Genomic DNA, 22,518 nt, shown 5'->3' with positions numbered 1-22,518 from the left:
GGATGCCGAGCCTCAGCTCGGCCCCTTCCCTTCGCCCATCTGGCTCTGCAGGTAATTCTGCACGCCCACCTTCTCGATCAGGCCGATCTCGGTCTCGAGGAAGTCGATATGCTCCTCGGCGTCCTCGAGGATGCTGACCGCGATCTCGCGGCTGACATAATCCTTCGCCGCCTCACAGGCCGTCACCGCCTCGACCAGCGCGGTGCGCGCAGCGGTCTCGAGCTTGAGGTCGGCATCGAGCGCCTCAGGTACGTTCTCGCCGATCGCGAGCCGGCCCAAGTCCTGCAGGTTGGGCAGGCCGTCGAGCATCAGGATGCGCTCGATGAGCTTGTCGGCGTGCTTCATCTCGCCGATCGACTCCTCATAGATCTTCTTGCCGAGGCGATCGAAGCCCCAGTGCTTCATCATGCGAGCGTGGAGAAAGTACTGATTGATCGCCGTCAGCTCGTTCTTCAGGAGCTTGTTGAGCTCGGCGATGATCTGCGGGTTGCCCTTCATGGCGAACCTCCTCTTTGAATAGGTCGGTTCTCACAAATACTCACCGATTGGGGGCAAGCAACCACAGAGTGAGCGACTGAGAAACGTTCGCTGAAAAAATCGTGCGACACGCTCAGGAGCTCAGCGAGTGAGAACGACTTGCCGGATTTGCAGCGCTTTCACGTGAGTGCGTAGGCGATTTTCGATCCCACACGGCGAATCAGGGCTTTGTGATTTTACAGGAAAAAACGTAGCGCCATCGCAACGCGCAACGTCATAAGGTGAGGTGCGTTCATGTCGGACGCCGCCCGCCCGGGACGATCCGGGCCAGCCAGACAAGGATAGCGTTATGTCCAATTTCACTCTTCCGAAACTCCCCTATGCCGATGACGCGCTCGCGCCGGTGATTTCGGCCAACACCATCTCCTTCCACTACGGCAAGCATCACAAGGCCTATGTCGACAAGCTGAATGAGCTCGTCCCGGGCACGGCCTATGAAGGCCAGTCGCTCGAGGACATCATCAAGAAGTCGGCCAAGGACGAGAAGGGCAAGGCGATATTCAACAACGCCGGCCAGATCTGGAATCACACCTTCTACTGGAACAGCATGACGCCCAAGGGCGGCGAGCCGACCGGCAAGATCAAGAGCGCTCTCGATGACAGCTTCGGGGGTCTCGACGCCTTCAAGGCGGCCTTCAAGGCGGCGGCCGTGGGTCAGTTCGGCAGCGGCTGGGCGTGGCTCGTGAAGGGCGCCGACGGCAAGCTGAAGATCGAGACCACCGCCAATGCGGACACCCCGATCGCCCACGGCGGCACCCCGCTCCTCGTCGCCGACGTGTGGGAGCACGCCTACTACCTCGACTTCCAGAACCGCCGGCCGGACCACGTCCAGGCCTGGCTCGACAAGCTCGCGAACTGGTCGTTCGCCGAGGCAAACCTAGGCTAAGGAGCAATCAATGTTGGGCACCATCCTACTGATCGTCCTGATTCTCATACTGATCGGGGCGCTGCCGACCTGGCCGCACAGCAGCGGCTGGGGTTACTACCCAAGCGGTGGTATCGGACTGGTGCTCATCATCGTGATCGTATTGCTGTTGATGGGACGCATTTAGTGGCCCGTCCATGGCTCAGGGGGCGCCTTCGGGCGCCCCTTTTATTTTGCCCGGCCTCCAGACTCAGTATCGGAAGGTGAGATTGATCGAGCCGAACTGGGTGATGCGGTCGCGCTCGAAGAATTCCGGCGTGCGCAGGATCTGGGTGTAGGAGATTCGCACCCCGCCCCAAAGTACGGCCAGTCCGGCCTGCACCTCGCCGACGAACGGCCGGTGCGACACGCGCTGACTGAATCCGTCGGTGTTGCCATCCAGGAAGATGTTGCGGGCGACTGCCTGCCCGTCGATCCCGGCAAACAGATACCAGCCAAAGCTGCCATCGCCGATGAAGGCGTCCGATCCCGGCAAAGCAGGACGGGCCCGCGTCGGGCCGAAGTCGTCCCGCAGGTTCTTGCCGATACGCGCCGTGCCCCCGACGCTGCCATAGGTCGCGACGTTGCCGATCGCCACCGCTGCGCGCGGGATGAAGTCCACCTCCAGCTTGGGATTGTCGATCAGCACGGCACGCCCCGTGCGCCAGCGCCGCTCGAAAGAGAGGCCGACCGTGGGTTCGTTGTGAAGCTGGTTGCCCCAACCATAGGCGGGCTCCACGCCAATCAGCTTGTGGAAGTTGTTCTGAACGAACTCGCCGCCCGCGGCCGGGCCGATGACGCCGAGATCGAGCTGCAACGTGTCGAGACGGGTCGGCTCATCGCGTCCCGTCGCCGGGTCATGACGCTTGTAGGTGTACTGCAACGCAAAGCTCGCATAAAGCCACGCCGCATAGGGCCGGTCGTCGTAGATCGGATAAGACGCGTAGGTGTCTTCCGGAGTGTAAATATTCTGGCCAACCGACACAGCGACCCGACGAATTACGGAATCCGCAGGTGCTTCGCCCAGGAAGGTCGGGATGGTCGTCATCGCCACGAGGCCGTGCGGCATCTCGGTGATGGCGGGCGAAAGCCAGCCGATCCTCAGCCCGCTCGTATAGTCGCGGTCCGACCGCCCGAACCGGTTGAACACGTCGTTCTCGACCTGGAATGTGTAGATGCTGCGCCGTTCGTCCTCAGTGGCCGAAGGCGGCGGCGGCGGGCTTGCGTCAGGGAACGTCTGCGCCCACGCCGCAGGGGCTGCAGTACAAAAGGCTGCCATCGCCAGAGCGATGGTCTTGGCGAGGCGGAGATGCATTCACGCTGGAACGCCCTTCCCGCCGCAGGGTTGCGGCTACCGGACATTTACCGGCGCGGTACGGTCCCACAGCTCGGCCCGCCACCACAGCCCGATCACCAAGGTGAACACGATACCGAGCACGCTGTAGAACGTCCCCGTCGCCGAAAAGCCGGCCCATTCGACCAGCGGCCCCGAAAGCAGCAGCCCGAGCGGCATGCCGTATACGGCGAGCATGCGCACGCCCATGACGCAGCCCCGCAAGGCGGGATTGGTGACGCGGAGCAGGATCACCGACATCGGGATCATGCAGAAGCTCTGGAAGAGCCCCGAACCGAACAGGACGATCTCGCCCATCAAGGGCGTCGTGAGCCACGAAAAGACGAGATTGAGCGACAGCCAGACCAGCGTGCAGACGATCATGGTGCGCGCCGGCCGGATATGGGCGCCATAGAGGGAGACGAGGATCGACCCGGTGAGCGCGCCGCCGGCAAAGCTGGCGATCAACCAGCCCAAGCCGGTCTGATCCATCCGGTATATGTCCTTCGCCACATAGGCGAGCAGCGAGCCGGTCAGCGGATAGGCCGCGAAGTTCACGAGAAACGCGAGCAGCATCACCGCTCGGACGACGGGCGTCGACCAGACATAGGCGAAGCCCTGCCGCAATGCGCCGAGTGCCGACGGCGTGGCCTCCCCTTCCCCCAGGATCCGCACGCGACGTATTCCGACGCCCAGGGTCAGCGCGAGGCACACCGCATAGACGCCGCAGACCGCGACATAGGCCAGCCCCGAGCCCAGGGCCGCGACCAGCGCCGCGCCCGACAGGGCGCCGACTATGCGCGCGGAATCGGCGGTCGTCCGCGACACGCCCATCGCCCGCATCAGATAGTCGGCCGGCATGGTCTCGCCGACCAGCAGGTTGCGCATCGTGATGTCCGACGGGCGCACCAGCCCCATGATCGTTGCCAGGACGAAAACGGGCACCGGCGCCGCAAGACCGCTCAGGAACAGGACGGCCAGACAGGAGGCGAGGACAAGATAGGCCGTCCGCATGAGCAGCAGGACGTTGCGGTTTCCGATCCGGTCCCCCGCCATACCGAACAGCGGCGAGATCAGCGTACCGAGGAACTGCAGGGAGCCGAACACCGCCAGTGCCAGGACCGAACCGGTCGAAACCAGCACGAACCAGCCGAGGATGACGGTCTCCATCTCGAACGCCCAGGAGGCGAGGAGATCGGCCGGCCACTGGAACCGGAAGCTGCGGATTTGAAAAGGCGCCAGGGCGGGCGCACGGGCGATGAGGCTCAATTCCTGTTCGTTCCCTCACCCTGCGCGTTTGTCGGGGCGCTTGGGCATAGTGACGCTGCGCCTTCGCGCCCAATACCACAATCGTCGCCTCGTCATGGCGCGTCCGCACTAATGGCTGGGCTTGGCCTCACAAATCCCTAATTCTAGTGGTTCTATTCCGCATTCATTCTGAGAATTTTCGGCAGCGCCCCGTTGCGTCGGGAACCGGCTCAGAGCATTGTGACAACAGATGCCGTCAAGCGGTAATTTGGCTCGAGCCGCGTGCGGGTAATGTCTTGGAGAAGTCCGCTATGGGCGGTGCCGTGAAGCGTACGAAGTTTCATCTCATCCTGATCAAGCCTACTCATTACGATGACGACGGCTACCCGATCACCTGGCTTCGGTCACATATCCCCTCGAACACCCTCGCCGCGCTCTATGGGCTGGGCGAGGATTGCCGTGCGCGGCAGGTCCTTGGACCGGACGTGGACATCGTCATTCACCCGATCGACGAGACCAACACGCGCGTCAGGCCGGACCGGCTTATGGCCCAGATCGAGCGCAGCGGCGGCAAGGGCCTGGTGTGCCTGGTCGGCGTCCAGACCAATCAGTATCCCCATGCCGTCGACCTCGCCCGCAAGTTCCTGAAGGGCCGCTTTCCGGTGGCAATCGGCGGCTTCCACGTCTCAGGCTGCCTGTCCATGCTGCCGGTGATCCCGCCCGAGATCCAGGAAGCCATGGACATGGGCGTCTCGATCTTCGCCGGCGAGGCTGAGGAAGGCCGCTTCGACCTCGTGCTGCGCGACGCGATGAACGGCACCATGAAGCCGCTCTACAACTACATGGACGATCTGCCGGGCCTCGAGGGCGCCCCGACCCCTCATCTGCCGCCGTCGGCGCTGGCGCGCAACGAGGGCGGCATGTCGAGCTTCGACCTCGGCCGCGGCTGCCCGTTCCAGTGCTCGTTCTGCACCATCATCAACGTGCAGGGCCGCAAGAGCCGCTTCCGCACCGCCGACGATCTCGAAGCGATCATCCGCGAGAACTACAAGCAGGGCATTACGTCGTTCTTCATCACCGACGACAACATGGCCCGCAACAAGCACTGGGAGGATTTCTTCGACCGGCTCATCGAGCTCAAGGAGAACGAGGGAATCCAGCTCTCCCTGATCATCCAGGTCGACACCCAGTGCCACCGGATTCCGAACTTCATCAACAAGGCGCGCTGGGCCGGCGTCTATCGCGTCTTCATCGGCCTCGAGAACGTCAACCCGGACAATCTGCTGGCCGCCAAGAAGCGCCAGAACAAGATCACCGAGTACCGCAAGATGCTGCAGGCGTGGCACAATAGCGGCGCTTCGACCTGGGCCGGCTACATTCTCGGGTTCCCCGGCGACACGCGCGCCTCGATCCTGCGCGACATGGAGATCATCAAGAAGGAGCTGCCGCTCGATATCCTCGAGCTGTTCATGCTGACGCCGCTCCCCGGTTCGGAGGATCACCAGACCCTGTGGAAGCAGGGCGTCTGGATGGACCCCGACCTCAACAAGTACGACGTCCATCATCGCTGCGTGCATCACCCCAAGATGAGCGACGCGGAGTTCGAGCAGGTCTATCGCGAAGCCTGGGCCTCCTACTACACGCCGGAGCACATCGAGACGGTGGCGCGCCGCCATGGCGCGATCCCCGGCCGCGACCCGGCCGAGCCGGCGCGCTTCATGACCATGTTCAAGATCATGTTCGAGGCCGAGGGCGTGCATCCGCTGGAAGGCGGCGCGGTGCGCATGAAATACCGCCTCGACCGCCGCCATGGCCTGCCGATCGAGCCGATCGGCGTGTTCCACTACAAGGTGGCCAAGGACTTCTGGCGCAAGCTGAAGATCTACACCCGCCTCACGCTGCAGGGCATGGCGATCGGCCGCAAGGTCAAGAACGACCCGAAGCGCCTCGAATACACCGACCTCGCGCTGCAGCCTGTGGTCGACGACGACATGGACAAGCTGTCGCTGTTCGCCGACACGGCGGGCGGCGGTGCGGCCGTCAACAAGCGCCGGGGCGAGGACCTCGCCCGTGCCAAGGTGGCGGCCCAGCAGAACCAGCAGCGCCTCGCCGCCGCAGAATAGCGTCCCGCCTCGAACTGGCGGCGCGGGCTCCGCGCCGCCAGTATCCCTCGAATCTCTAGTGAACGACCGGCGGCGTGACTTCGCCGAGCCCGTCTGCGTCTGTCGCCGAGATCGTCGTGCGCACCATCGAACGCTCGCGCGTGTAGTCCCACGGGCGGCCGCGGTGGAGCATGGCGCGGTTGTCCCACATCACCGCGTCGCCCTGGCGCCATTTGTGGCTGTAGACGAATTCCGGCCGTGTCGCCTCGTCGAGCAGCTGCGCGAGCAGCTGGCGCGCGTCGCGATCGTCCATGCCGTCGATCGCATAGGCATGGCTCGCGACATAGAGGGCGCGGCGGTCGTTGGCCGGATTGCGCCAATTCAACCGCCAGCGCACCGGCGGCAGAGCCTTGCGTTCCTCGGCATTGGCGAGGTCGGGATGGATCTGGTCGCGGCTGTTGGCGTACGAGTGCGTGGCCACCGCATTCTTCAGCCGCTCCTGCATGTCCGTCGGCAGCCGTTCCCAGGCGAGCCGCGTCGAGGTGTACTCGGTCTCGCCGCCCTCGCCCGGCAGCACGCGCGCGGTCAGCACGGAGGCAAGCGCCGGCGTCTTCTTGAAGGACGAGTCGGTGTGCCAGAGCGCATTGGCCTTGGCGATCAGTACCTGGCGGTGATCCGGCGGCACGATCTCGCCCTGCTGGCCGACATTGGTCAGGCGCGAATAGAAGCTGTTGGCACCGAGCGACGCGACCTTGGTGAGTTCCAGCGGCCCGAAGGCACGGCTGTAGGCGACCTGGATGTCGTCGGCAATCTGCTGGTCCCGGAACACAAGGAGTGAATGGGTCTCGAAAGCCTCGCGGACGGCCTTGTAGGCCTCGGCATCGGTCGCAACGTCGAGCAGCGACACGCCCTTCACTTCGACGCCAAAACCATCGCCCAGTGGGACCAGTTCCATCGCGTTCCTCCTCGCCGTTTCTTTTGTGACCGGGATTTTATCGCACCGGCGCAGCGGGCGGCTATAGTGCGATTCCTGCACCCGAGGCATTGCTGTATCCCGTATGGCCGTCCAGTCCCCGCCCGCTCCCCGCCTCGCCTTCGTTTCCGCCAGCACGGCCACGGCCCGCGAGGCCAAGACACGCCTCGAACAGATCTACGGCGCGGCAACCTCCGCCGAAGCCGACATCATCGTCGCGCTCGGCGGCGACGGGCTGATGCTGCAGACCCTCCACCGCAACATGCGGCGGCTCAAGCCGATCTACGGCATGAATCTCGGCACGGTCGGCTTCCTGCTCAACACCTACAAGGAAACCAACCTGTTGAAGCGCCTCAAGAAGGCCCGCCAGGTGACGCTGACGCCGCTGCGCATGCTGGCCACCAACACGCGCGGCAAGGCGACTGAAGTGCTCGCCATCAACGAGGTGTCGCTGTTGCGCTCGAGCCGCCAGACGGCGCGAATCGAGGTCGCGGTCGACGGTCAAAAGCGTCTGCCCGAGCTGCATTGCGACGGCGTGCTGGTGGCCACGCCGGCCGGTTCCACCGCCTACAACCTCTCGGCCCACGGACCGATCCTGCCGCTCGGCGCCGGCCTGCTCGCGCTGACGCCGATCAACGCCTTCCGGCCGCGGCGCTGGCGCGGCGCCTTGCTGCCGCGCACATCCAAGGTCGAATTCACGATCCTCGATCCGAAGAAGCGTCCCGTCGCGGCGGCGGCCGACTCGGTGGAGATCGCCAACGTCGCCCATGTCGCGGTGACCGAGGCCAGCGATACGAAACTCACCCTGCTGTTCGACCCCGAGCATGATCTAGAGGAACGGATCCTCAAGGAGCAGTTCGCTCCTTGAGCGGCAACGACACCCCCATCAAGCCCGGGAAGAAGAGGATCATCGGCCACGAGGGCTGGCAGCCTCTCGCGCTCGCGCTCGCCATCGGCACGGCGGGCGGCTTCGTGTTCGACTGGCTGCGCATGCCGCTCGCGTGGATGCTGGGCGCCTGCGTCTTCTCGACCGTCGCCGCCTTCCTCGGACTGCGGGTGGGCATGCGGGTGCGACTGCGCCAGGGCATGATCATCATCCTGGGCGTGCTGCTGGGCTCGGGCTTCACACCCGAACTCGTGCAGCGGCTGGGCGAATGGGCCGTCAGCCTCTGTGTCCTCACCGGCATGACCATGACCGGCGCCACGCTCTGCTATGCCTGGCTGCGGCGGGTCACCGACTGGGACAAGGTCACCTGCTACTTCGCCGCCATGCCGGGCGGTCTGAACGACATGACCATCATGGGCGGCGCTATGGGCGGCCAGGAACGCGCGATTGCGCTCGCCCACGCGCTGCGCATCCTGACCGTCGTGCTCACCATCCCGGTCTGGTACCGGCTGGTGAACGGCGCGCAGACCAGCGTTCTCACCATGGTCCATGGGCCGACCGGCAACGACTGGAAGGACTATGCCATCCTGATCGCCTGCGGCGTGATCGGCGCGGTGCTCGGCCGCCTGCTGCGCCTGCCTGCCAGCTTCATGATGGGACCAATGATCGTCAGCGCCATCGCCCATCTCGGCGGTTTCACCAACTCGCAGCCACCGGGTTTCCTGGTCGCGGCGGCGCAGGTCGTGGTCGGCACCGGCATCGGCTGCCGCTTCGTCGGCACCAACTTCGACAGGCTGCACAAGGAGATGGCCGCCTCGATCGGCGCCGCCTTCATCCTGATCGCCTGCGCCGTGGGATTCGCCGAGATCACCCACGCACTCACCGGCCTCAACCTCGACGCCACCGTCCTGAGCTATGCCCCCGGCGGCTTCGCCGAGATGAGCCTGATCGGCCTGGCGCTGGGCATCGAGATCGCGATGGTGGCGACCCACCATCTGTTCCGGCTGTTCCTCATCATCATCACCGGACCGATCGTCTTCCGGACGATCCTGCGACGCGCGCGCCGCTGACCGGGCCTCCCCGCGGTATCCAGGTACCTGCCGCTGAATACCCTAAGGTCATTTCGTTTATTTCGTTTATTTCGTTTATTTCGACTGTGCGCTTCGAATCGCGGCGCCCTACGCCCGCACCGTGATGCCGCCGTCGACCACCAACAGGTGGCCGTTCACATAGGCCGACTGGTCCGAGGCGAGGAACAGGGCCGCATTGGCGGTGTCCCAGCCGGTGCCCATCTTGCCGGTCGGCGAGGCGTGATCGCGGATGGCGATCATCTTCTCGTAGGCCTGGTTATGGTCCTTCTCGCTCTTGGCATACTGCTCGGCCAGGAAGTCGATCATCGGCGTGTGCATCAGCCCGGGCAGGATCGCGTTGCAGCGGATGCCCTTCTCCGCATACTGCGAGGCGATCGCCATGGTGAGCGAGTTCACCGCCCCCTTGCTGGCATTGTAGGCCAGATAGGAAATCCCCTTGGGGCTGCGGATCGAGGCGATCGAGCTCACGTTCACGATCGCGCCCTTGCCCTGCTTCTCCATGATCGGCAGCACGTGCTTGGCGGTGAGGAAGAAGCTCTTCACGTTGACGTCGAAGACGCGATGCCACTCGTCTTCGCTGAGCTCGACCGGCCCGCCCTGGGAGCCGATGCCGACATTGTTGTCGAGGATGTCGACCCGCCCCCACTTCACCATGCAGGCATCGACCATGGCCTTCACCTCGGCGTTGTTCGAGGCGTTGGCCTCGTGCGCGACGGCGAAGCCGGGACCGACCTCCTTCTCGATCAGCCCCACCGTCTCCTCGGCGGCGGCCCGCTTCACGTCGACGCAAAGCACCCTGGCGCCTTCACGCGCGAAGGTGATGGCCGTGCACTTGCCGTTGCCCCAGCCCGGCCCGCTCGAGCCCGCCCCGACAACGATCGCCACCCTGTCTTTCAACTTGCCGCTCATGCCGCTTCGCTCCCGCTTCATTTTCCTCTCCCGTCTTCTGGGGACGGAAGGATTGAGATCGAGCCTAGCACGAAGGGCCAGTTTGGAATCAGGGTGACGACGCGACACGCCCCGTCCATGATCGAGCCCATGGACACGAACCATCACGAGACGATGATGCGGCAGGCACTCGAACTCGCCGCCGTCGCGGACAAGGAAGGCGACATGGGCGTTGGCGCGGTGATCGTGCGCGAGGGCGAAATCGTCGGCCGCGGGCGCAACCGCATCCACACCGGCAACTCGCTGATCCATGCGGAGACCGATGCCATTTCCGATGCATGCCGCACGCTTGGCACGGACGACTTGTCGGGCACGACGCTCTACACCACGGTAGAGCCTTGCCCGATGTGCGCCGGCGCCTTGTTGAACGCCAAGGTCGGCCACTGGGTGCTGGGCCTTCGCTTCAAGACTGTGGGCCGCACCTTCGGCCGCTACTCCGTCGAGACGTTTGCAGAATTCGTGGGCGCCGACATCAAATTCACGACCGGCATCCTCGAGGAGGAGTGCCTGTCTCTGCGCAGCCGCTACTTCGCGCGCAAGTGATGGGTGAGCGCGAGGGCCAGGCAGTGCTTTAGCTCACCCATGGGCGGCCGGGCGCGCACCTCCGGCGGATAGGCCTTGAACGTCGCGGCCACTCTGGGATCGCCAAACCGTTTCATGGGAGGAGCCTATCACGAAGCTGGCGGGCCGGGCTGGCGAGCCGGGCGCCCGCGTGGGAAGCTTCTCCAAACAAGAATGAATCGGAGGAGCGTCCATGCGTCGTCGTGCGTTCACCGCCTCGGCCTTTGCAACCGCGCTCGCGTCGCCCGCGATCGCCCAGGCTCCATGGCCTTCCAAGCCACTTCGCCTCGTCATCCCCTATCCGCCCGGCGGCCCGTCGGACGTATCGAGCCGCATCGTCATGGAGCGTGCCGCCCAGCTGCTGGGCCAGGGCGTGCTGTTCGACAACAAGGCTGGTGCCTCGGGCATGATCGGGGCGGAGTTCGTGAAGAACCAGCCGGTCGACCACCACACGTTCCTCACGACGACGACGGCCATGGTCTGCATCACGCGGCACCTCCAGGCGACCCCCTTCGACCCCGAACGCGACATCGTCCCGGTCTCGCGCATGTCGACTTCGTGGGGCGCCTTCGCCGTCCATCCGTCGGTGCCGGCCAACACGGTCGCAGAGTTCGTGGCCCATGCGAAGGCCAATCCGGGCAAGCTGAACTACGGCTCGGCCGGCTTGGCCACCATCACCCACCTGTTCGGCGAGATGCTCTGCCTCGAAGCCGGCATCCGGATGACCCATGTCCCCTATCGCGGCAGCGCGCCCGCGACCAATGCGCTGCTGGCCGGCGAGATCCAGGCGCAGTTCGACCAGACCACCCTGCCGCACATCAAGACGGGCAAGCTGCGCGCCCTCGCAATGCTGGCCGAAGTGCGCCACCCGGACTTCCCCGATGTCCCGACCCTGCAGGAGACCGGCTACGGCAAGGAAGGCGGCGATTCCTGGTTCGGTATCCTGGCCCCTGCCGGCACCTCGCCCGAAGCGATCGCGCGCCTCGACCACGCGATTGCAGACGCGCTCCGCGCACCCGACATCATGACCAAGGTCCACAATGGCGGCATGCGCGTGACCTATCTCAACCCCTCGGATTTCAGGAAACAGATCGGCGCCGAGAGCGCCATGTTCGGTGCGATCATCAAGAAGGGCGACATCAAGCTGCCGTGAGGACGGGAGACTTCACCCCGTCACGATTTGCGACGGGAGCGAGGCTGAGCAGACCAGACACCCGGCCAGAGGAGCGACAGCAGCAGCACGACCAGGAGGCCGCCGCCTGCCGTCACGAAGGCGAAGCGGTAGCCGGCGAGGAAGCCCGCCATGTTCATGAATCCGTGCGCGCCATGGGCCTGCAGCGCCGTCAGCACCGAGGCGCCGGCAACGATGCCGATCGTGCGGGTCAGCAGCGACAGGCTGCCCGCAACGCCGCGGTCGCGCGGCGGCAGGGTCGCGGTGACGATGTCGGTATAGGCGACCGTCAGCAGGCCCTGCCCGACGCCTTCGATGACCAGCAGCGCCGCCACGACGAGCACCGGCGTGTCGATCCCGGTGAAGCCCAGCGGCAGCAGGCCGAGGCCGACGCAGGCGACGCCCGCGAAGACCGTCGGCCGCTGGCCGATGCGGCTCACCAGGAAGGCCGAGAGCGGCGCCCCCGTGAGGCTGCCGCCATAGGCCATCGCCAGCACGATGCCGACGCCTAGCGGCGTCAGCTTCAGCACGTTCACGAGGTAATAGGGAGTCAGCAGCAGGATGGCGAAGCCCGCGAGGTTGGCCAGCGCATTGAGCACGTTGGGGATCGTGAAGCGCGGATCGGCGAACAGCGACGGCCGGATGATCGGCTCCGCCACCCGGTTGGCGCGGCGGACATAGGCCACGATCAGCACCAGCGCGACGATGGCCATCGCCAGCGCCCACGGGCCCGGGATCTCCTTGCGCTGCGAGAAGGTGAGCGACAGGAGCAGCGTGCTCATGCAGGCCGCCAGCAGCACCGCGCCCGGCGCATCGAAGGGCCGCGCATCGGGCTTCGGGGACGGCAGCAGTCCGGACAGAGCGAGCGTCGCGAGCGCGAGCGGCACGCGCAACCAGTAGACGGCGGGCCAGCCCCAGAGTTCGACCAGCAGGCCGCCGAGGAATGGGCCGATGGCGGCCGCAATGGCCATGGTACTGGCGAACCCCGCCAGCGCCTTGGTGCGATCGCTCTCGGGAAACAGCGAGGTGGCCAGTGCGGGCGTGCAGGACAGGGCCAGCGCCGTGCCGATCCCCTGCACCCCGCGCGCCCACAGGAACAGCGGCCAGTCCGGCGCCGCCGCGCAGGCCGCACAGCCCAGGGCGGAGATCGCGAGGCCGATGCGGAAGATCAGCCGGTGCCCGAACAGGTCGCCCAGCTTGCCGCAAACCAGCATCAGCGAACCGTAGGTGAGCACGTAGCAGATCACCAGCCACTGCACGTCGCCCAACGGCACCCTGAAGTGCGCCGTGATCGCCGGCAGCGCCACGTTGACGGCGATGTCGAGCGGGGCGAGCGAGGCGCCCAGCCCGACGATGGCGAGGCCGAAGGCGGGGCGGACCGTCATGGGAGCGCGCAACTCCAGTTGCGCTCATGAATCATGAGAAGAGCGCCACGTCAGAGCGGAGGTTACTCCGCTCGCAGTGGCGCGCTCCAATGATCAGAGGTGCTTCTTCAGGAATTCGAGCATCCTCTCCCACGCCGCGTTGGCCGACTTCACGTCGTAGGCCTCGCTGCGCTCGTTGGAGAAGGCATGTGCGGCGTCGTAGCGGAAGATCTCCGGGCTCTGGCCGGCGCCCTTCATCGTCTTCTCGAGCGCATCGACGGCCGCCGGCGTGCACCAGTCGTCCTTGTTGGCGAAGTGGCCCTGCAGCGGCACCGTGATCTTGGCCGGGTCGGCGAGCTGGCCCGGCGGGATGCCGTAGAAAGGCACGCCGCAGGAAATGCCGCCCACGCGGGCGCAGGCCGCGATGGTGAGCGCGCCGCCCATGCAGAAGCCCATCACGCCGACCTTGCCCCCGAGACCTGCAAGATGCTTCACCGCCCCGGCGATGTCCTGGTCGGCGGCACCGACGAAGTCGAGGCCGCTCATCATGTGATTGGCCTCGTCCGGCTTCTGGGTCACGCGGCCCTTGTAGAGGTCGGGCGCCAGCGCGTTGTAGCCCTGCCGCGCAAACCGATCGGCGACGCCGCAGATCTGGTCGTTGAGACCCCACCATTCCTGGATCACGACGATCCCGGGCTTGCCCTTGCCGGCCTCCGCGACATAGCCCTTGCAGCTGCTGCCGTCCGGACGCTTGAAGTCGATCATGCTTCCCATGGTGTCCTCCTGGATGCGTTGGACAGCACGTTAGCGCATTCCGCACGAGCTATTGAAGCTTTTCCCATCGCGTGGGGCTCGGGCCGCAGATTGCGAATCCCTTGCCAATTTACACGTGTCAGCTGTGAGCGATATGATAACGAGTGAAATCGCAGTGCTGCATCTCGCGTCGCTGACTTAAAGGTCAGCAATTTGATATTGAAGGCGAAACTTTGGGGAACGGACTCTATGGCATGCTCTCTATGGAGTAGGCGCAACCTACTGGCGGTAGCTGTCGTTGCCCTCGCCCTCATGTCGGGTGGATGCGCTTCGTCCGGACGAGACTTTGCACGCCCCACGCCGGAAAGCTTGATTTTGGGACAGACGACACTTGCTGAAGTGATCGCCAAGTATGGACCGCCCCTGGGACGGACCGCGACTTCGAGTGCTTCACCCGTCGGCAGCGATGCGCCGACCGGGGACAAACGTCCTGCCGGTCTACGACCGGCATCCGTTCCGGGAGATATTGAAATTCTTCGCTACACGTATTCCCAGGCTTCCAGGCCAGGTGTTGTTGTCGGGCCCGCCGTCGTTCAGGGAAGAGCCCTCGCCTTGTCATTCTGGAATAGTCGCCTGATCTATTTTGGCTTTACCAGCAGCTTCAACGACGACACCACCGACTTCGACGAGAACAAGGTTTCGTCCTTCGTCCGAGGACAAACGAGTCGAGCAGACGTCATTCGCGAACTCGGTCGGCCGAGCGGGGAAGGTATCTATCCGCATGTAGCCAGAGAGGGCACAAGAATGATCGCCTATCAATATCTATCCAACACTTCGACCGGCACCAGCATTGTCGGCTCGAAGCGCGTGACTACGATAAAAAACGTCCAATTTCTGTTCGATTCATCGGATAGATTGATCGAAATCTACACCTCATCGACAAGCACTACGACTCAGCGGAACTTCTGATCGCCAAGCAAGCTACAGCTTGGAACGCAGTTCCGTCTTGAGAATCTTGCCGTAGTTGTTCTTCGGTAGCGCGTCGATGAACTTGTAGTCCTTCGGCCGCTTGAAACGCGCGATGTTGTCGAGGCAGAGGCGGTCGAGGTCGGCCGGCGCGACGCTGGCGCCCGGCCGCGTCACGACGAAAGCCACGACGTCCTCGCCCCATTCGGGATGCGGGCGGCCGACGACGGAGCATTCGGCGACGGCGGGATGGAGGTTGAGCACGTCCTCGATCTCGCGCGGGTAGATGTTGGAGCCGCCCGAGATGATCATGTCCTTGGAGCGGTCCTTGAGCGTCAGCAGCCCCTCCTCGTCGAAGGCGCCGACATCGCCGGTCCACAGCCAACCGTCGCGGAGCGAGCGCGCCGTAGCCTCCGGATTGTTCCAGTAGCCCGCCATCACGGGATCGCCCTTGCAGATGATCTCGCCGACCTCGCCTACGGGAAGCGGGCGCCCCTCCTCGTCGACGATCCGAACCTCCATGCAGGAGTCCGCGCGTCCCGCCGACGCCAGGCGCTGCTCCCAGCGCGGATGGAGGCGGTCCCAGTGATACTCGCGGCTGAGATGGGTGATGGTCATCGGGCTCTCGCCCTGGCCGTAGAGCTGCATCAGCTTGTTGCCCAGCACGTCGAGCGCGTGCTTGAGGTCCGACACGTACATCGGCGCGCCGCCATAAGTAATGAGTCTCAGCGAATCGGGCTTCAGGTCGGCCACGCTGCCATGCTCGATCAGCCGCTTCACCATGGTGGGTGCGAGAAAGATCGAGCATTCGGGCCAGCGGTTCATCAGCTCGACCGTCTCGGGTACCTCGTATTTGCCGCTTTCGGGGAAGACCTGCACCGAGCCCCGCGCCAGCATCGGGAAGTTCCACAGGCCCGAGCCGTGGCTGATGGGCGCGGCATGCACGATCGAGCCACCCGGCGGCGGGCGGTCGACGTCGGCGAAGTAATTGAGCGTCATTGCCAGCAGATTGCGGTGCGTCAGCATGGCGCCCTTGGGCCGCCCGGTGGTGCCGGACGTATAGAACAGCCAGGCCAGGTCGGTGGGCTGGGCATCGGCGATCGGGCTCGGATCGCCCACCGCCATGAAGCTGTAGGAGCGTGTCGTGACGTCGACGATCTCCTTCAGCGCCGGCGCCTCTTTCGCGGCCTCGGCGATCGTGCCCGCGAGGTCGGGCGTCACGAAACAGAGCCTCGCGCCCGAATTCTCCAGGATGAACGCGAATTCCCTGGCATGCAGCTTGGCGTTCATCGGCACCGCGCAGAGGCCGGCGTGCCAGATCGCGTACATGACCTCGATCGATTCGACGCAGTTGGCCATGGCGAAGGCCACCCGGTCGCCGCGCACGAGGCCGAAGCGGCCGGTGAGATGCGTGCTCATCACCGAGACCTTGCGCCACAGCTCGCGATAATTGAGGTGCGCCGACGCTCCGCGGGCCAGCGCGGGCAGGTCGCGGAACTCCTGCGCGGAGCCCAGCAGCAGATGGGCGATGTTCATGGGCGTCGTTTCCTCGCGCCAACTATTGCAGGCGTGGCATCGACCTTGCAATGTGCCGCCCATGCAGGATTTCGATTTCGCCATTGTCGGCGCCGGCATTGCCGGCGTCTCCGTCGCCTATCACCTCGCGCCCCATGCGAAAGTGATCATCCTCGAGCGCGAGAACGTGCCCGCCTATCACACGACGGGGCGCTCGGCGGCGCTGCACTCCGAGACCTACGGCAGTGCCCAGATTCGCGCCATCACCGTGGCCTCGGGCCGCTTCTACCGCAATCCGCCGCCGGGCTTCTCCGATCATGCGCTGCTGACGCCCCGCGGCGCCCTGGTCGCGGGCCATGCCGGACAGGAAGCCGAGGTAAAGGCCGCCGCCGCCGATTATGCGCAGCTCGTGCCCTCGGTGCGCTGGCTGGAGCCGGAAGAGGTGCTGCGCCGCCACCCCCTCCTCCGGCCCGAGGCGGCGGGCGGCGGCGCGGTCTTCGAGCCCGAGGCCGACGACATGGACGTTGCCTCGATCCATGGCGGCTTCCTGAAGGGCGCACGCGCCGCGGGCGCCGTGCTGCAGCTCAATGCCGAGGTCGCGGGCCTCACCCGCCAGGACGGGCTGTGGACCCTGGTGCTGCGCGACGGCGAGACAATTCGCGCGGCCAATATCATCGATGCGGCCGGCGCCTGGGCCGACGTGCTGGGCGGCCTCGCCGGCTGCGTGCCGATCGGACTGGTGCCGAAGCGGCGCACCGCCTTCACCTTCGACCCGCCGCAGGGCCTCGACCTTGGGCCGCTGCCGATGCTGATCGACTTCGATGAGAGCTTCTACTTCAAGCCCGAGGTCGGGCAGTTCCTGGGCTCGCTGGCCGACGAGACGCCCTCGCCGCCCTGCGACGCCCAGCCCGAGGAGATCGACGTCGCCACCGCCGTCGACCGCATCGAGACCGCGAGCACGCTGCAGATTCGCCGCATCAAGAACAAGTGGGCCGGCCTGCGCTCCTTCGTGCACGACAAGAACCTGGTCGCGGGCTACGACCCGAAGATCGAGGGCTTCTTCTGGCTGGCGGGCCAGGGCGGCTACGGCATCCAGACCGGCTACGCCGCCGGCCAGCTCGCCGCCGCTTTGGCACTGGGCAAGCCCCTCCCCGCCGAAGTCGCCGACCTCGGCGTCACGGAAGCCTCGCTGTCGCCCGCGCGCTTCACAGTGCCCGACGACGCCTGAACGGGATGACACGGGAATCGACCCTGACTATGGTCGCCCCCGTGTGCCCCCGTGGCGGAATTGGTAGACGCCAGCGACTTAAAATCGCTTGATCCGAAAGGGTCGTGCCGGTTCGAGTCCGGCCGGGGGCACCAGAGCTTCAACGCACGCGCTTGCGCCTCCAGAGAGGTTTAGCATTGGCGATTCTTTACTCGCAGGCCTTCGCTCTAGCTGTGAGCTTTCAATAGGTTGTCCATCCGGCCCGGGCCGAGGAAGCTGAGGTTGTCGAGACTTCAGTAATCCTTGGGAGAGCCGAATGGACATCCACAAGAATGCCCGTCTGACGCCGCTCGGTCGAGAGCGCTTGGTCAAAATGGTCCTGGGTGGGCAGACGCCGAAGGCCGTCAGCGAAGCCGTAGGCGTCTGCCCTCGCACGGTGCGAAAGTGGGTCGAGCGCTACGAGCGCGAAGGCATGCCCGGCCTCTAGGACCGAAGCTCACGACCGAGGCGGCTCCACAGACCGATCGCGCAACCCGTCATCGAGTTTATCGAAGCCCTGCGCCGCCAGCGCCTGACCGGCAAGGCGATCGCTGTCGAGGTTGGCGTCTCGCCGGCAACGGTCAGCCGCGTGCTGCGACGCCTGGGCCTCAACAAGCTGAGCGCCCTGGCCCCTGCCGAGCCGGTGCGCCGCTACGAGCGAGAACACCCCGGCGAGATGATCCACATCGACATCAAGAAGCTCGGCAGGTTCGACCGTGTCGGCCATCGCATCACAGGTGACCGCACCGGCCAGAGCAACAGCCGCGGCATCGGCTGGGAGTTCCTGCACGTCTGTATCGACGACGCCTCGCGCGTAGCCTTCAGCAAGCTCATGAAGACCGCGCGCCAAGGCTGTGCCGTGGACTTCCTCGAGGCTGCGGTTGCCTACTACAAAAGCCTTGGCGTCACCGTCGAGCGCGTCATGACCGACAACGGCTCCTGCTACAGATCCCGTGCCTTCCGAGACGCCTGCAAGCTACTTGGCCTCAAGCACATTCGGACCAGGCCTTACACGCCCAAGACCAATGGCAAGGCCGAGCGCTTCATCCAAACATCCTTGCGGGAATGGGCCTATGCACGAGCCTACGACACTTCAGGCCAGCGCGCCCAAGAGCTACCCTTCTGGATCCATCGCTATAACTGGCATCGACCTCACGGCGGCATCAAAGGTAAAACACCCATCAGCAGACTGGCCCTCGCCGAGGACAACGTGTTGAGGCTCCACATCTAGCGGTAACGGTTGTGGTCCTTATGGGCACCGCTGCTGTTTCGCTATGGCTTCGCAGTGAGCGGCCCAAAGCGCCTCAAGTCCGTCCGATGTTGCTTAGCGAGGAGTTCCGGGCTTCCCTCCTCTCGGCCAAAGCTGCAGCGCGACAACGCGCCGCCGAAGCCAAGAGGGCAAAGAAGGTCGAAGATGCAGCACGGCGGAAAAAGGAGCAGGAAGGCTAGCTGACAAATGGGGTGGACGATGCGGTTGTAAGCGCATGATCCCTCACGCAGCGACTTGTCTCGAAGAGAGTACATAGCCGTCCCGTCGTCGAAGTCGCATCAAGGCAGCTTTCTGGCCGTACCGATGTTCGTCGGTACAATTCGGACATAGCCCGATCTGCGAGCCCCATCGCACCTGGCCGATCCGGAATCCCGACTTCATAAGCCCCTCGACGGGCTGCCCTGCCGCTCAGACAAGCTCGCCGGGCCCCTCCTAGCTGCCTTCGCTCGCTTCAGCTCGCCCCCTGATGCCACCTTATGCGTCCAGGCCAGTACCGCTCAGGCTTCCGTTGCTCTTCAGCAGCTCGTCGAAGAAAGTGATCGTCTTCGTCAGCCCGTCGTCGAGCGCGACCTTCGGCTCCCACTTGAGCGCCTCGCGGGCGAGCGTGATATCCGGGCAGCGCTGCATCGGATCGTCGACCGGAAGCGGCGCGAATACGAGCCGGCTCTTGCCGCCGACCTTGTCGAGGATCTTCTCGGCCAGGTGGCGGATCGGCATCTCGACCGGGTTGCCGATGTTCACCGGCCCGGTGAAGTCGTCGGGCGTATGGTCCATCAGGCGCTGCCAGCCGTCGAGCAGGTCGTCGACGTAGCAGAAGGCCCTGGTCTGCATGCCGTCGCCGTAGATGGTGATGTCCTCGCCCTTCAGCGCCTGCACGATGAAGTTCGACACCACCCGCCCGTCGTTGGGGTGCATGCGCGGACCGTAGGTGTTGAAGATGCGCGCCACCTTGATGCGCAGCCCGTGCTGGCGGTGATAGTCGAAGAACAGCGTCTCCGCGCAGCGCTTGCCTTCGTCGTAACAGGCGCGCGGCCCCAGCGGATTGACGTTGCCGCGATAGCTCTCGACCTGCGGATGAACGGTCGGGTCGCCATAGACCTCGCTGGTCGAGGCCTGGAAGATCTTGGCCCGTACGCGCTTGGCCAGGCCCAGCATGTTGATGGCGCCGTGGACGCTGGTCTTGGTCGTCTGCACAGGGTCGTGCTGGTAGTGGATCGGCGAGGCCGGGCAGGCGAGATTGTAGATCTCGTCGACCTCGACATAGAGCGGGAAAGTTACGTCGTGGCGCATCAGCTCGAAGCGCGGATTGTCGAGGCAGGCCACCATGTTGGCCTTGCTGCCGGTGAAGTAGTTGTCGACGCAGAGCACGTCGTGTCCGGCCTCGAGCAGGCGCTCGCAGAGATGCGAGCCGAGGAAGCCCGCCCCGCCGGTGACCAGAATCCGCTTGCCCATCATGTCCCTCGGAATCGCCTCTGACGTCGCGCTCGACACTAGATCATCAAGCGCTTGAATTCACTTCAGAATCACCGAAGGATGATGCTGCCCGACCGCTAGGGGGACCGGGCCAATATCGCAGGGGAAGCGTCCTATGAGCATCGAGATGGTCGGCCTGGCCGACATCGTGCGCGCCCATGGTGCGGCACGTCCGGACACGGTGGCGACCTTCTACGAAGGCCGGCCCACTCATCGCCCAGCCTAGGTAGCGACCACAACCAAGCGATGTTCTCTACTCCACACTTTCGGCATCGAGTTGAGCGATAAGCTTGTTTCTCTTCAGCGTTGCGACTTGCCGCTCCGCTTTAAGTTCCGCATTCCGGCGTGCAATGTAACTGCGTCGCCGCCTGATGATGCTGAGCCGTTTGACGTCCGGACCCGGCGCTGCCTCCAACTCCATCTTTAGGGCGTCAGCTTCGGCAATCATTCCCCTGAGGTGAGCTCCGATTTCGATCAGCTTGTCCTCCAAGTACCGACGCTCCGCTAAAAGTGCCTTTCTCTCCATGCAAGCCCCCAACCAGCAAAATGAATTCCACTTCCATGCTAACTACCCCTGCCCGACATGGGCCTGCGACCCTCTGCCGCCCCCCTCTTCACGCTATCGCAAAATATTTCGCAAAGTCCTTAATCATTGACTAAGGCCTACCATTGCCTTCGCTATCCGGTATCGGATTTCGTTTCTGGCCATCCTTGGCAACTTCAAATAGAGTCCTTGTTGAACCTACCGAGTTCCAACCATTGTCTGCGCTCTATTCCCAAGCTGTGACTCTCTTTGCAATCGTTGTCGTGATTATGGGCGCTGCAATTAGCGCACTATGGGCGTATGGCGCGCGACCAAAGGGGACGAATGAAGTCAGGCCCATAGTATTGGGAGAAGAGCTTCGAGCCTCCCTCCTTGCCGCACGGAATGAAGCACTTCAACAGAAGGCGAAAGCGAGGAGAGAAAGAAAATTGACGGAACTCGCCGCCCGACGAAAGAGTGCTCAGAATCAAGATTCGTAATTTTTCAGACGCTTTAGGTACCTGTACGCGACTTGAATTGCTCAGCGTCGAGCTTGCACCAGTTCTTCTTAGCCCATTTCGTGCCTTCATGCTCCAGCATCTACATCCCTCTGGGATTAAGAGTTGGCGCCCGCTTCGTGTCCGCTCTCCTCGGCCGGACACGAGACCACTAGCTGAGAGTCTCCGGGCGGCGCGTCATTGCGTTCCGAACTCGGATGGGTTGCGGTACAAACGCTTTAGGCAATCTCTATATGTCACCATGCAAGGCGCGCTGCTCGCTCACGGACTTGTACGGACAGTGCCAGTCGTCCAAACAAGGCTTCGGGAACAGCGATCGTTCCTCGGAGTGCGCGATGCAAAAGCAAGACCGCAAAGTTATTACCCTGCATTCGGTTTCGAAGGAGGTCGGAAGGGGCCGCTTCAAGCGGCAGATTATTGAAGACCTGAACTGGACGATTCGGCCACGTTCACGGACTTTCGTTCTGGGACAACGCACCGCCGTTTCCCAGCTTCTGTCTGTCATAGCCGGCCATTCAGTGCCATCCGAAGGCTGGGTAAGCCGACGCGGCAAGATTTCGCCTCCGCAAGGCTTCCTTCGCTTCGGCAAGGCCGGCACCCCTCGTCAACTCATCGCCCGATTATGCGAAATATACGGTGTCGAGCCAAAATCTGTCGAGAATTTCATCGAAGCGGCCCTTGAACACCGCCATGTGCTCGACTCTCCCGTTAGGCAACTTCCCGCTTCACTTAAGCGCGAACTGAATGTGGCCCTGACCTATGCGATTCCTTGCGACTATTATCTGTTCTTTGGCGGCATTGGCACCTCGCCCCGGCTGGCATTCCGAACGCTCTGTGAAAAAGCCCTCAACCAGCGTGCCAAGGTTGCAGGGATTGTTGTTGGCACCCATTCGAGCCGTGTGGCGCAAACGCTAAAGGGATTCTCATCCGGCGCCATTCTCTACAAGGGCAAGTTCACGCTTTTCAAATACCCCGAAGATGCCATTGCCGTATACGACAGCTTGGAACCGGAGGACGACATCCCCACGGAGCTTCTGAAAGAAGACCGAGAAGAAGCGGAAGATACTCTGGAAGTGTGAATCGCGAGGGCACAGAACTATTTCGTGCAACCACCTCAACTGGCGACTTGAAAATGG

Annotated in this window: 21 protein-coding genes, 1 tRNA gene and 1 pseudogene; 12 read left to right on the top strand and 11 right to left on the bottom strand. The window is 64.1% G+C overall.

The features are described 5' to 3' along the window. Positions 1-12: 12 nt before the first annotated feature. Positions 13-498 (bottom strand): bacterioferritin, encoded by a 486-nt coding sequence (gene bfr, locus ACO07I_RS25245; protein WP_422012329.1) that lies wholly within the window; start codon positions 496-498, stop codon positions 13-15. A gap of 328 nt (positions 499-826) precedes the next feature. On the opposite strand from bfr, the gene ACO07I_RS25240 reads away from it, so the two are divergent. Together ACO07I_RS25240 and ACO07I_RS25235 are read left to right on the top strand one after the other, a co-directional pair. Beyond that, positions 827-1,423, top strand: a complete 597-nt coding sequence (locus ACO07I_RS25240; RefSeq protein ID WP_422012327.1) for a superoxide dismutase — start codon at positions 827-829, stop codon at positions 1,421-1,423. 10 nt (positions 1,424-1,433) lie between these two features. Further along, positions 1,434-1,589 carry a DUF3309 family protein gene (locus ACO07I_RS25235; RefSeq protein ID WP_298307994.1) on the top strand — a complete coding sequence of 52 codons (156 nt, stop codon included), beginning with the start codon at positions 1,434-1,436 and terminating at the stop codon, positions 1,587-1,589. A gap of 63 nt (positions 1,590-1,652) precedes the next feature. Here the strand turns inward: ACO07I_RS25235 and ACO07I_RS25230 are convergent, their stop codons facing one another. Further along, positions 1,653-2,756, bottom strand: a complete 1,104-nt coding sequence (locus ACO07I_RS25230; RefSeq protein ID WP_422012324.1) for a lipid A deacylase LpxR family protein — start codon at positions 2,754-2,756, stop codon at positions 1,653-1,655. A 36-nt stretch (positions 2,757-2,792) separates the two neighbouring features. Beyond that, on the bottom strand, positions 2,793-4,043 hold the full coding sequence (locus tag ACO07I_RS25225; RefSeq protein ID WP_422012322.1) for an MFS transporter: 1,251 nt from the start codon (positions 4,041-4,043) through the stop codon (positions 2,793-2,795). Between the two features lie 290 nt (positions 4,044-4,333). On the opposite strand from ACO07I_RS25225, the gene ACO07I_RS25220 reads away from it, so the two are divergent. Continuing rightward, a complete protein-coding gene (locus tag ACO07I_RS25220; protein WP_422018372.1) occupies positions 4,334-6,145 on the top strand; it encodes a B12-binding domain-containing radical SAM protein in 1,812 nt (603 codons plus the stop codon). A gap of 55 nt (positions 6,146-6,200) precedes the next feature. Here ACO07I_RS25220 and ACO07I_RS25215 read toward each other — a convergent pair whose 3' ends face one another. Beyond that, positions 6,201-7,079, bottom strand: a complete 879-nt coding sequence (locus tag ACO07I_RS25215) for a TauD/TfdA dioxygenase family protein (RefSeq protein WP_422012321.1) — start codon at positions 7,077-7,079, stop codon at positions 6,201-6,203. Positions 7,080-7,182: 103 nt separating this feature from the next. Here ACO07I_RS25215 and ACO07I_RS25210 point away from each other — a divergent pair, with 103 nt between their 5' ends. Both ACO07I_RS25210 and ACO07I_RS25205 read left to right on the top strand, forming a co-directional pair. After that, positions 7,183-7,965 (top strand): NAD kinase, encoded by a 783-nt coding sequence (locus tag ACO07I_RS25210; RefSeq protein ID WP_422012319.1) that lies wholly within the window; start codon positions 7,183-7,185, stop codon positions 7,963-7,965. Next, positions 7,962-9,053 (top strand): AbrB family transcriptional regulator, encoded by a 1,092-nt coding sequence (locus tag ACO07I_RS25205; RefSeq protein ID WP_422012317.1) that lies wholly within the window; start codon positions 7,962-7,964, stop codon positions 9,051-9,053. Before ACO07I_RS25210 ends, ACO07I_RS25205 begins: the two co-directional genes overlap by 4 nt. Before the next feature lie 108 nt (positions 9,054-9,161). On the opposite strand, the gene ACO07I_RS25200 is transcribed toward ACO07I_RS25205, so the two are convergent. Continuing rightward, entirely contained in the window at positions 9,162-10,004 is an 843-nt protein-coding gene (locus ACO07I_RS25200; protein WP_422012316.1) for an SDR family NAD(P)-dependent oxidoreductase, read from the bottom strand. A gap of 108 nt (positions 10,005-10,112) precedes the next feature. Between ACO07I_RS25200 and ACO07I_RS25195 the strand changes: the two genes are divergently transcribed. Continuing rightward, the gene (locus ACO07I_RS25195) at positions 10,113-10,565 is read left to right on the top strand and encodes a nucleoside deaminase (protein ID WP_422012315.1); all 453 of its coding nucleotides are present in this window, start codon (positions 10,113-10,115) and stop codon (positions 10,563-10,565) included. Here ACO07I_RS25195 and ACO07I_RS25190 read toward each other — a convergent pair. Next, positions 10,547-10,681: a hypothetical protein gene (locus ACO07I_RS25190; RefSeq protein WP_422012313.1), complete on the bottom strand. Its 135-nt coding sequence runs from the start codon at positions 10,679-10,681 to the stop codon at positions 10,547-10,549. The genes ACO07I_RS25195 and ACO07I_RS25190 overlap by 19 nt on opposite strands. Positions 10,682-10,776: 95 nt before the next feature. On the opposite strand from ACO07I_RS25190, the gene ACO07I_RS25185 reads away from it, so the two are divergent. Next, the gene (locus ACO07I_RS25185) at positions 10,777-11,736 is read left to right on the top strand and encodes a Bug family tripartite tricarboxylate transporter substrate binding protein (protein ID WP_422012311.1); all 960 of its coding nucleotides are present in this window, start codon (positions 10,777-10,779) and stop codon (positions 11,734-11,736) included. A gap of 20 nt (positions 11,737-11,756) precedes the next feature. On the opposite strand, the gene ACO07I_RS25180 is transcribed toward ACO07I_RS25185, so the two are convergent. Together ACO07I_RS25180 and ACO07I_RS25175 are read right to left on the bottom strand one after the other, a co-directional pair. Then, complete coding sequence (locus ACO07I_RS25180; RefSeq protein WP_422012310.1) at positions 11,757-13,139, bottom strand: MFS transporter; 1,383 nt, start codon at positions 13,137-13,139, stop codon at positions 11,757-11,759. 93 nt (positions 13,140-13,232) lie between these two features. Beyond that, positions 13,233-13,892 (bottom strand): dienelactone hydrolase family protein, encoded by a 660-nt coding sequence (locus tag ACO07I_RS25175; protein ID WP_422012308.1) that lies wholly within the window; start codon positions 13,890-13,892, stop codon positions 13,233-13,235. A 348-nt stretch (positions 13,893-14,240) separates the two neighbouring features. Between ACO07I_RS25175 and ACO07I_RS25170 the strand changes: the two genes are divergently transcribed. After that, positions 14,241-14,840 carry a hypothetical protein gene (locus ACO07I_RS25170; RefSeq protein ID WP_422012306.1) on the top strand — a complete coding sequence of 200 codons (600 nt, stop codon included), beginning with the start codon at positions 14,241-14,243 and terminating at the stop codon, positions 14,838-14,840. Positions 14,841-14,852: 12 nt separating this feature from the next. On the opposite strand, the gene ACO07I_RS25165 is transcribed toward ACO07I_RS25170, so the two are convergent. Further along, positions 14,853-16,373 carry an AMP-binding protein gene (locus ACO07I_RS25165; RefSeq protein WP_422012304.1) on the bottom strand — a complete coding sequence of 507 codons (1,521 nt, stop codon included), beginning with the start codon at positions 16,371-16,373 and terminating at the stop codon, positions 14,853-14,855. Between the two features lie 61 nt (positions 16,374-16,434). Between ACO07I_RS25165 and ACO07I_RS25160 the strand changes: the two genes are divergently transcribed. From ACO07I_RS25160 to ACO07I_RS25150, 3 genes and pseudogenes are all read left to right on the top strand, one after another. Next, on the top strand, positions 16,435-17,580 hold the full coding sequence (locus tag ACO07I_RS25160; protein WP_422012302.1) for an NAD(P)/FAD-dependent oxidoreductase: 1,146 nt from the start codon (positions 16,435-16,437) through the stop codon (positions 17,578-17,580). Positions 17,581-17,625: 45 nt separating this feature from the next. Next, positions 17,626-17,714: transfer RNA gene (locus tag ACO07I_RS25155), tRNA-Leu, on the top strand. 161 nt (positions 17,715-17,875) lie between these two features. Further along, a pseudogene (locus ACO07I_RS25150) lies at positions 17,876-18,829 on the top strand (IS481 family transposase). A gap of 513 nt (positions 18,830-19,342) precedes the next feature. On the opposite strand, the gene ACO07I_RS25145 reads toward ACO07I_RS25150, so the two are convergent. Together ACO07I_RS25145 and ACO07I_RS25140 are read right to left on the bottom strand one after the other, a co-directional pair. Next, positions 19,343-20,323: a UDP-glucuronic acid decarboxylase family protein gene (locus tag ACO07I_RS25145; protein ID WP_422012300.1), complete on the bottom strand. Its 981-nt coding sequence runs from the start codon at positions 20,321-20,323 to the stop codon at positions 19,343-19,345. 271 nt (positions 20,324-20,594) lie between these two features. Beyond that, positions 20,595-20,831 carry a hypothetical protein gene (locus ACO07I_RS25140; RefSeq protein WP_422012298.1) on the bottom strand — a complete coding sequence of 79 codons (237 nt, stop codon included), beginning with the start codon at positions 20,829-20,831 and terminating at the stop codon, positions 20,595-20,597. Positions 20,832-21,717: 886 nt separating this feature from the next. On the opposite strand from ACO07I_RS25140, the gene ACO07I_RS25135 reads away from it, so the two are divergent. Beyond that, entirely contained in the window at positions 21,718-22,461 is a 744-nt protein-coding gene (locus tag ACO07I_RS25135; RefSeq protein WP_422012296.1) for a hypothetical protein, read from the top strand. The last annotated feature ends 57 nt before the right edge of the window (positions 22,462-22,518 follow it).

Source organism: Reyranella sp. (assembly GCF_965227665.1).
GTDB lineage: Bacteria > Pseudomonadota > Alphaproteobacteria > Reyranellales > Reyranellaceae > Reyranella.
The sequence above is the reverse complement of the archived record's forward strand: the minus strand, read 5'-3'. Positions and strand labels throughout refer to the sequence as shown.